An 8,718-nucleotide genomic window follows, 5' to 3' on the forward strand; every position below is an offset into this window, starting at 1 on the left:
GCGCTGAAGGTAGACGATGAAGAACGCTTGCAGGAAGTCAGGCGACGTCTGGTGAAGGCAGGCGCTTCGGATGGGACCATTACAGATTTCGGCGCTGTCCGTCTTGTGACCTTCAAGGACCCCGATGGAATGGAGGGCGAGGTCGCACGGTGGACCGATAGCAAACGCGTGCTCGGCTTTGAAGAACGCAAGCAGGAGCTTTGGCTAGACTGATCCGACTGATCCTGCCTCACACCGATGCTCCCGTCATCGACTGCAACGGGTCGTGAGCCGATATTCAACTGCGCCCGAAATTTGACCCAGCGCAAAGCAGCTACGCCCCAATCCATGTACGCCAATCAACTGCGGGCGCCAAGGCGGCAGTCTAATCCGAACCAATCCAAGGCAAATTGGCAAGGCTACGGTGTGGACTGCCACCAATCGCTCCCGCTTGGCACCCAGACTCCGTTGGCCAACGGTTTTTGCCCGACGACGACTATTCCGCGTCCGCGCTTCGGCGCCAAGTCGAGAGGCAGGACTATGCGCGTTTCGGCTAGTGTCGCCTAAGGAGAAAAATCCTCGCCGATCTCGAACCGTGGGCTGGAGCGGGCTTGGGGGCCTGTGCAGGTCTTTCGCCGACGACATCATCTAACGATCAGGCGACCGTCCACAGCGCGACCACCCGAACAAAGTCCGTTTCTGGCGGATATTGTTGAAAAAGTCCGGCGCTCGCCGCTCTACCAAATCGATTTAGCGGTACGTCAAACGGCGTATTTCTTGATACCCTGTTGCCAGCTTCCGCCGATATGTGGTAATATATTAGTAAGAGCGAATATTATCCTGCTTACGGTCGTACTGGAGCACGACAATGAGCGCTGTCGATTTGCGCAGGCCAAATATTGCGGCGGTTCTACGCGCCGCAGAGGGCACTTCACCCGAAAGAGTCTTGGGAGGCCCGGCGGCTTAAACCCGCTGCTGGCGGCCTCATAGCATCCACATCTTCCACAGCATAATCGAGCCATCGAGGGCTTTCTTGCGCCCTCATGCTGCCGACCAGTGCCAGAGATGGCCTGCGCAGCACCCTCTAGCTCTGGCAAATTCGGAGGAGAACATGACTGTTGGACATAGTGGATTAAAGCTGGCCGCGGCTGCGGCTTTCATGGGTGGGACACTGTTGCTTGGAACAGGCGGAACTCTAGCGCAGAACAACTGTCCTGGCGTGTCGGCGCAGCAGTGCACAGACTTCTGCGCCGCCGAGGGAACCACGGTGGCGTCTTGCGAGAAGACCGGCCCCACTCCCGACTGCGTATGCGCGGAGACAAAAAAGGAGGGCGTGAAAGGGAACGCATTCGGCACGGCCACCCAAGAGTCCGCCGAAGGCCAGGGCAACCTGGGAAACAAGACCGAGCCGCAGCCGTGCGAGGGTAATCAAGGTCAATGCAAGCAGCAGTGATATCCGAAAATTTCGAATTTTCGTCCATGTGGCTGGCTGTTCAAGAATTTTTTCCATCGATGGAATGAATTCCTCTACGGCATGCCAAGCCAAGCACAGAGTAAGAGTTGGGAGGGGTCTACTTCCCCTTCCGGCTCGGAGGTGGTCAGAACATGATGCGCAGCGTTCTGTTCATTACTGTAATCCTCGGCGCGGCGGTGACGCCCGGGAGTTCGATGGGACCGACGCCATCGGCGACTTCCGGCCAGGTTTTGTCGGCCTTCAATCACCTCTCAGCTCTCCTCAAGCCGTCCTCGACCGGGCCCGATACCCCAGCCTATCGCTCGCAAGCCGTGGAGCGTGGCGATCTCGTCACAACTGTGCAGGCGGCTGGCACGCTGAACGCACTGGTCATGGTGGAAGTCGGTTCTCAGCTCTCGGGTCGGGTGAAGGAACTCTATGTCGACTTCAACTCCAAGGTCACCAAAGGCCAGGTCATCGCCCGGGTTGAGCCGGAGATTTACGAAGCAAGACTGGCGCAAACCCTTGCCGAACGGGAGATGGCCCAAACGCAGGTTTCCGTACAGCGGGCGCAGATCGAGCGGGCCAGGGCAGAGATGGAGACCGCCGCGGCCAGATATGATTCTGCCGCAGCCCAGACTGCACGCGCCGAAATCGCGCTCGATGGGGCGGCGCAGGAAGTGAACCGCAAACGCTCGCTGGCTAAGCAGAAGATCATCACGCAGGGTGAATGGGAGCGGGACAACACTGCGCATAACTCTGCCAAGGCGCAGGCGACTGCCGCCCAAGCGGAGGAACTGTCGCAATCGGCAGCCGTTCGAGCCGCCAAGGCGACACTCAATATGGCCGAAGCCGAGCTCGCCAACACGCTTGCCCAGGTGAAGCAGAAGGAAGCGGTGCTTCAGCAGGCCCAAATCGATCTTGACCGCACCTATGTACGCGCGCCGGTCACCGGCACAGTGGTCAATCGCGCCGTTAGTGGTGGTCAGACCCTTGCGGCCAGCCTGCAGACACCGATCCTGTTCACCATAGCTCAGGACCTGACTGAGATGCAGGTGGAGGCTTCGGTGGTGGAAGCCGATATTAGTCGTTTTGCGCTTGGCCAGCCGGTTACTTTCACCGCCGATGCCTATCCCGACCGAATCTTCACCGGCACGGTAAAGCAGATCCGCAAGGCACCGCAGGTCGTCCAAAATGTCGTCACATACATAGTGGTGGTCGGTACCGAAAATTCCGATGAGCTGCTGTTGCCCGGCATGACCGCCAATCTGAGTGTGGTAGTGGCCAAGCGACAGGGCGTCTTGAAAGTGCCGAATGCTGCCCTGCGTTTCCGGCCGCCGAATGACACCGGAGACGAGGCGCGTTCAACCGCGCCGGCGATTGCCGAAACGGGCGTAGAGGCAGGAAGTCCGGGCGAGGTCTTTGTAATTGGGCCAGACCGCGAGCCGAAGCTGGTTTCGCTCCGGCTTGGGATCACCGACGGTCGTACAACAGAGTTGCTGGCAGGCGACCTGACCGAGGGGCAGCAGGTCATTACAGGGCTTGCCACTGCTCCGCGTCGGGACGATGACGCGTCTTCCGTCCTGGTCAAGTTCCGGTTGCGGTGAGGCATCCATGGCCCTGATCCAAGTCGATCGGCTGCGCCATTGCTACCGTGTTGGCGGAGGACCGGTGTGGGCGCTCGAAGGGGTGACTATGACGATTCAAAGAGGCGAATTCGTCGCGGTGATCGGACCTTCTGGGTCAGGCAAATCTACCTTCATGAACATACTGGGCTGCCTCGACAGTCCCAGCGAAGGCCGCTACCGCCTGAACGGGGTTTACGTCGGTGGTCTCCATCACGATGAGCTCGCTGCAATCCGCAATCGCAACATCGGTTTCGTGTTTCAGTCGTTCAATCTGCTGCCGCGGGCCAGCGCACTAGAAAATGTGGAGCTGCCGCTTGTCTATCGCCGCATGTGGGCTGGAGAGCGGCGGCGCGCAGCCCTGGCGATGCTGGCCAGGGTAGGGCTCGCCGATCGGGCCAGACATACTCCTGCCGAACTCTCGGGCGGACAACAGCAGCGCGTTGCCATTGCCCGTGCTCTGGTGACGGAGCCTTTGCTTCTGCTCGCCGATGAACCCACTGGTGCGCTCGACAGCCAGACCGGGCTGGAGATCATGGCAATTTTCCGCCGCCTCAATGAAGAGGGCCTCACCATTGTGCTGGTCACCCATGAGGCGCAGATAGCTGCCCATGCCGATCGCATTGTCGCCTTTCGAGACGGTCGCGTTGTGTCCGACAACCCTGTCGCGCAACAGGCACGGTCTCTAGGTAACGCTCGCCATCTATCTTTGGCTAACAACAATGTCCGGTAGCACAAGAACGGCCCTGCGATCACTACGCTCCCATCATCTGCGCAGCGCACTCACCATGTTGGGCATCATCATCGGCGTGGCGGCTGTCGTGGTGATGATCGCGATCGGAGTTGGTGCGCGCGAACGCATCGCAGCCCAGATCCGCAGCCTCGGCGCCAATCTCATCAGTATCAGCCCGGGCAGTGCGAAGATGGGCAGTGTCCGGCTTGGGGCCGGTGGCGCGCCGCGGCTGAGTGAAGAGGACGCGGCGGCGATCGGAATGGAAATCCCCGGCGTTGTGGTGGCGGCCCCACTCCTCCACGCCCGCGAGCAGTTCACGATCGGTTCCAGCAATTGGCAAGGCGTGGTGCGCGGCGTGACGCCGGAATATTTCTCGGCGCGCGAATGGCAGGTTATCGCCGGGCAGGAGATGACCCCGGAGGACAACAAGCGCGTCGCCAATGTGGTGCTCCTCGGAACGACGATGCGGGAGAAATTGTTCGGAAGAGCCGATCCGGTAGGCGCCGCGATTCGCATCCGCGACGTGCCGTTCACGGTGATCGGACTGCTGGAGCGGAAGGGTCAGAGCGTATGGGGCGACGATCAGGACGATGTGGCACTTGTGCCGCTAAAGACGGTGCGACGTCAGTTCATCGGCACGAGCCGCGCCAATCCGACCTTCGTACACAGCATCACGGTCAAGTTCGCCGATTGGGCCTCGGCCGAGGACACGATGGCAGCTATCCGCGACCTTCTGTGGCAGCGCCACCGGTTGCGGACGGGTCAGGAAGACAGCTTTATGGTGAGCAACCTCGCCGAAGCTGCGAATGTCGAGGGTTCGACCACGCGCGTGGTGTCGCTGCTGCTTTCGGCGGTGGCCTCAATTTCGCTGGTGGTGGGCGGGATCGGCATCATGAACATCATGCTGGTGACGGTGACGGAGCGGGTCCGCGAGATCGGGCTGCGGCTTGCGGTCGGCGCACGACGGCGAGATATCCTCGCCCAGTTTCTCGTTGAGGCAGTAACGCTTGCCTTGCTCGGGGGTATTCTAGGTGCCGCGATCGGGATCGTTGCGGCAATCGCCGTTGGCTCTATCGCTCAATGGCCGGTGATCGTCGACCTCAGCGCCATCCTGCTGGCTATCGGCTTTGCCGCGGCTGTAGGCGTCTTCTTCGGCTACTATCCCGCCCGCAAGGCCGCAAGCCTACAGCCGATCAAAGCGCTGCGCGCAGAATGATCGGCACGGAGAGTTGAAACCTCTGCGATCCCACAAACTCGAGAGTTTGGCAGCCACCGCGCATTAGTCGGCCAATTTCGACGCCGCAAAGACCCAGAAACTCGTGGCACACGGAGCTCACGAACTGCACGGTTCGGAAAATTGTGCGGCACCTCGTCGCGGGACGATGCATGAGGTGAGTTCGCAATGTCCGCAGTACCGATCGCATCACCGATCAGGACGCCCAAAAGTTAAGCCGACCAAGTGGAGTTACGGTCAAACGTCCGGAAATCGCGAACAGCTGTCATCCCCTCCGCCGAGGACATGCGGCGCTATTCTGCCTGTCCGGATGCCTTCCTCACGCCTTCGACAAGATGCTCGATATCGGCAGCGTGCTCGAAGACAATGCCATTCTTGACGTAATCCAACGGGGAAAACCCTGCCACAGCGGCCGCGCCTAAATGCTGCTTGGCGATTTGTAGTTCTCCCATCTGAGCGTAGCAGGCGGCGAGTCGGACGCGGGCACCGGGACCGAGCAGAGGCAATCTCTCAAGTTCTGTTGCCGCCGACCGATATTCACCGATTGAATACAGTGCCACAGACCGATCATAGTGGTACCAGTCCGGATGGATGGGATTGAGGCGAAACGCCCGGTCTATCCAAGCCAGGCCATCAAGCGGCCTGCCGCGCATGGTCATCAGATAGCCCATTTGACAAACGGTGTCGGCGTCATGAGGATTGAGGTCGAGCGAGCGTCTGACGTGCTGTTCGGCGGCGTCGTGCTGCCTGAGATACAGCCGAACGATAGCTAGAATTCGGTGACACCGCGGGTCTTCGGGGGCCAGCGTCACACCTTTGAGGGCGAGGTCGAGCGCCCCGGCAAGCACCTTCGTGGATGCCATGGCGTACCCGCCGATGATGACCTGCGACAGCGCCAGATAGGACTGTGCAACGCCGTAATGCGGGTCCTTTTCGATTGCTGCTTCGAACAACTGGCGAGCGTCCTCATTGTCTTGGGGCCGATAGCCGCGCAACGCGGCAATACCTCGAAGCACCAATTCATAGGCGGCAAGACTGTCAGTCGGCTTGCTCGACATCCGTTGCAGCCCGGCATCCTCCAGACGCGAGACGAGGCGGCTGACGATGCGACGCGCGATCTCGTTCTGGACGGAGAAAATCTCGGTATCTTGTGCCAGATATCGGTCACTCCAAAGCTGAACCCCACGGGAGGCCTCTGTCAGACGAACCCCGACGTCGAAAGTGCCGCCCAAGCGTTTGATATCGCCATCGACGAAGTAGTCGGCACCAAGCTTTTCGCCAAGCGTCCTCCACTCTTGGGCCGCTTCGCCGCTCACCGCGAAACTCGTGCTCCGTGCAAGCACCGTTACGGCCCTGAATCGACCCAAACCATTGAGAATGTCTTCAGCAATGCCGTCGGAGATCGCGGTTTCGGTCGGATCGTCGGTTCCATGCTGGAAGCGGAGAACGGCGACTGCTGGTGCGTCTGTTGTCAGGTCGGGTTCCCTTGCGACTGCCAGCATGTAACCTCGCCGGGAGACTGTGCGGACCAGCGCCTGCGCTTCATTCCCGAGGGCCTTTCTGATCTCGCGGACACACTGGGTCAGCGAATCTTCGGTGACCGTCACTTCCGGCCAGACTGCATCGAGAAGCTCCGACTTCGAAACCACACGGCCGGCATTTCGGACCAAGTGCGAAAGGAGGACCTGGGCTTTCGGCCGCAGAAAGATGATCTCACGGTCGTAAGACAACGCTCCGCTGCTGGGGTCGAAGCTGAACTTCCCCAGACGACAGGCTTGAGCTGACGCTTCGGTCGCCATCGAAAGCCGTGTTCCCGAATTGGCTAAGCCAAACCTTTATAGGCCAACGACCTGCAATTCGCATCAAGAAGGGAGGTCGGCTTGGCTCCGACGGACGTTCCAAGGAATGGTCGGTTTCAATGGCTGTCAATGCCGCTTCCAGCCCCTCCGTAATGGAGGCTTGTGACGGGCAGCACCAAAAGGTTGCCGCGCTGCTCGCGAGAAGCTCGAAAAGTTCCTGCCGGATTTCGTTTGTGCGCTCGAGGGAATGAAGCATCTCGCGTTCCTTTCAAGCCCGTTTTTCTGCTTGCAGCCGTTCGGCGACCAACGCCTGAAGCTGCCAGAGCTTCCGGTCTCGGATGCCCCTGGCTTCGAGGTGAGTGATGGTGTTGTAGAGATATTCGGCGCATGAACCCCAGTGTCCGGCTGCGGTCGCCAAAGTGTCAGCCACCTGTCCTAGTTCGAGCGAGCCGGCATAGGCGGGCGCGTTGCGATCGACCACGAATGCGAGCGCTCGGACCGGACCTTGTGCGGTCTCGAGCCCTATCCAGCGAGGCACGTTCGACGGCGGTTTTGCAGACATCTCGCGTCGCAACAGCTTGCCCAACGCCTCGGTCAATCCCTCCTCCGGCAGGCGAAAGGCGATCCCTTTGCACGCGCCACCCCGATCGAGCGCCAGCATAAGGCCAGGACGTTCCGGTGAGCCCCGCCAGCGAGTGATTTTGAGCGCAAACGCGCGATGCCAGCCGTAGGTATGTGCGATCCGTTCCTCGACGGCCGCAAATTCCGGTTTCCAGATCAGGGAGCCGTAGGCGAACACCAAGAATTCGCGGCTCTGCCCGCGTCCTGTAAGGATATGATCAACCCACCACGCATAATCCTCGTCCTGCAGATAGACAGTCCCTGAACGCGGTCCTGGATCGACGACGTGGCGATGGGCCTTGGCTACAAGTTCAGGGGTGAGGGTCAGCATCATGTTGGTACACGCTCAACGCTTTTCGTCTCGGATCGAGCGCATTATGCGTCCGCGAAAGGGGCCTGTACCGACGTCGTTCTGAAGTTTTTCTGATTTTAGCTTGGTCTAGTCGGTGCGCGGCCGTACCACAGAATGTCTGCAGACAGGCGCAATCAAGTCATTTCGGCGGTCAATTTCGAGGGCAGGTTTCCACACCCCGGCCGGACCTTCCCGAACCTCATCAGGCAATCTGAAGTCTGAACGCATCAACTGACCACGTGCGCCATCTCCGGACACTCGCGAACACCGCCACGAAGGTCCGACTCGACCGGGAGCGGAAGTTCAGGCGAAATTTGGAGCACTGTTATAGTTCGAGATGGCTTGTTTGAATCTCCAACATCCTCCTGACCTGGACGAGAGCAACTACCAGCAGCGGGCGGATTGCCCTTTGAGCCCTAGCTCAGAGATCATCAGGATCGGCACCGGAGCGCCGCCACGGTCGTCAAAGAATTTCTCGGCGGGGTGATAGCCGCAGGCAGCATCCATAAGCACGGTGATGGCCGCGAGATCCTCGCGTCGCACGATCCGGTGCCGCAAGTCTCCGTTGGCCATATCAAGGCGGCCCCGCCAACCGTTCATTCTGGCAGCCCGGCCATGCGATAGCCCTCCACAAAATGCCGCCGCACGTTTTCATCACGGAAAGGTTGCGAGGCGGACCAATGCCGGATTGTGAAATTCGGATTGCTCATCATGAACGTCTGTGCCTCCCGGCGCGCCTCCTCAAGACGCCCGAGTTGTGCTAGGCTCGCCGCAAGGATGCGGCGCGAGGGCGTCGACCTTTCCAATTCGGCGGGTCTGTCCCAGTGGCAGCTCAACATGGCTTGCGGAGACGCCCGGACCGAGTTGCCTTCTGGCTTGACGAGGCCTGAAGATTGGCCCTGTCAATTCCAGCAGGAATAGT

General features: G+C 60.1%; 7 protein-coding genes and 3 pseudogenes. 6 read left to right on the forward strand and 4 right to left on the reverse strand.

Going from position 1 to position 8,718, the window contains the following annotated elements; translation table 11 throughout:
• The 5 genes and pseudogenes from M727_RS42630 to M727_RS0131975 all read left to right on the forward strand — a co-directional run.
• Window positions 1-213: pseudogene (locus tag M727_RS42630) on the forward strand (VOC family protein); the annotation flags it as partial.
• Between the two features lie 877 nt (window positions 214-1,090).
• On the forward strand, window positions 1,091-1,432 hold the full coding sequence (locus M727_RS0131960; protein WP_027155950.1) for a hypothetical protein: 342 nt from the start codon (window positions 1,091-1,093) through the stop codon (window positions 1,430-1,432).
• Window positions 1,433-1,764: 332 nt separating this feature from the next.
• Window positions 1,765-3,039 (forward strand): efflux RND transporter periplasmic adaptor subunit, encoded by a 1,275-nt coding sequence (locus M727_RS38495; protein ID WP_198032739.1) that lies wholly within the window; start codon window positions 1,765-1,767, stop codon window positions 3,037-3,039.
• 7 nt (window positions 3,040-3,046) lie between these two features.
• Complete coding sequence (locus tag M727_RS38500) at window positions 3,047-3,790, forward strand: ABC transporter ATP-binding protein (RefSeq protein ID WP_156941720.1); 744 nt, start codon at window positions 3,047-3,049, stop codon at window positions 3,788-3,790.
• Window positions 3,791-3,845: 55 nt separating this feature from the next.
• The gene (locus tag M727_RS0131975) at window positions 3,846-5,006 is read left to right on the forward strand and encodes an ABC transporter permease (protein ID WP_245269099.1); all 1,161 of its coding nucleotides are present in this window, start codon (window positions 3,846-3,848) and stop codon (window positions 5,004-5,006) included.
• 311 nt (window positions 5,007-5,317) lie between these two features.
• On the opposite strand, the gene M727_RS0131980 is transcribed toward M727_RS0131975, so the two are convergent.
• The 4 genes and pseudogenes from M727_RS0131980 to M727_RS43515 all read right to left on the reverse strand — a co-directional run.
• The gene (locus M727_RS0131980; protein WP_027155952.1) at window positions 5,318-6,823 is read right to left on the reverse strand and encodes a winged helix-turn-helix domain-containing protein; all 1,506 of its coding nucleotides are present in this window, start codon (window positions 6,821-6,823) and stop codon (window positions 5,318-5,320) included.
• Between the two features lie 268 nt (window positions 6,824-7,091).
• A complete protein-coding gene (locus tag M727_RS0131985) occupies window positions 7,092-7,778 on the reverse strand; it encodes a gamma-glutamylcyclotransferase (protein WP_027155953.1) in 687 nt (228 codons plus the stop codon).
• A 402-nt stretch (window positions 7,779-8,180) separates the two neighbouring features.
• Window positions 8,181-8,396 carry a hypothetical protein gene (locus tag M727_RS0131990; protein ID WP_027155954.1) on the reverse strand — a complete coding sequence of 72 codons (216 nt, stop codon included), beginning with the start codon at window positions 8,394-8,396 and terminating at the stop codon, window positions 8,181-8,183.
• Window positions 8,393-8,596: pseudogene (locus M727_RS43515) on the reverse strand (hypothetical protein); the annotation flags it as partial. The pseudogene M727_RS43515 and the gene M727_RS0131990, both read right to left, overlap by 4 nt.
• On the opposite strand from M727_RS43515, the pseudogene M727_RS43520 reads away from it, so the two are divergent.
• Window positions 8,577-8,717: pseudogene (locus M727_RS43520) on the forward strand (pentapeptide repeat-containing protein); the annotation flags it as partial. The pseudogenes M727_RS43515 and M727_RS43520 overlap by 20 nt on opposite strands.
• Between the last annotated feature and the right edge of the window lies 1 nt (window position 8,718).

Source organism: Mesorhizobium sp. WSM2561, from assembly GCF_000513915.1.
Taxonomy (GTDB): Bacteria; Pseudomonadota; Alphaproteobacteria; order Rhizobiales; family Rhizobiaceae; genus Mesorhizobium; species Mesorhizobium muleiense.

Excerpts from the sequence above, each read along its gene's own strand:
- M727_RS0131975 (WP_245269099.1), top strand. The coding sequence starts at position 3,846 with ATGTTGGGCATCATCATCGGCGTGGCGGCTGTCGTGGTGATGATCGCG.
- M727_RS0131980 (WP_027155952.1), bottom strand. The coding sequence starts at position 6,823 with ATGGCGACCGAAGCGTCAGCTCAAGCCTGTCGTCTGGGGAAGTTCAGC.
- M727_RS0131990 (WP_027155954.1), bottom strand. The coding sequence starts at position 8,396 with ATGAACGGTTGGCGGGGCCGCCTTGATATGGCCAACGGAGACTTGCGG.
- M727_RS0131960 (WP_027155950.1), top strand. The coding sequence starts at position 1,091 with ATGACTGTTGGACATAGTGGATTAAAGCTGGCCGCGGCTGCGGCTTTC.
- M727_RS38500 (WP_156941720.1), top strand. The coding sequence starts at position 3,047 with ATGGCCCTGATCCAAGTCGATCGGCTGCGCCATTGCTACCGTGTTGGC.
- M727_RS0131985 (WP_027155953.1), bottom strand. The coding sequence starts at position 7,778 with ATGATGCTGACCCTCACCCCTGAACTTGTAGCCAAGGCCCATCGCCAC.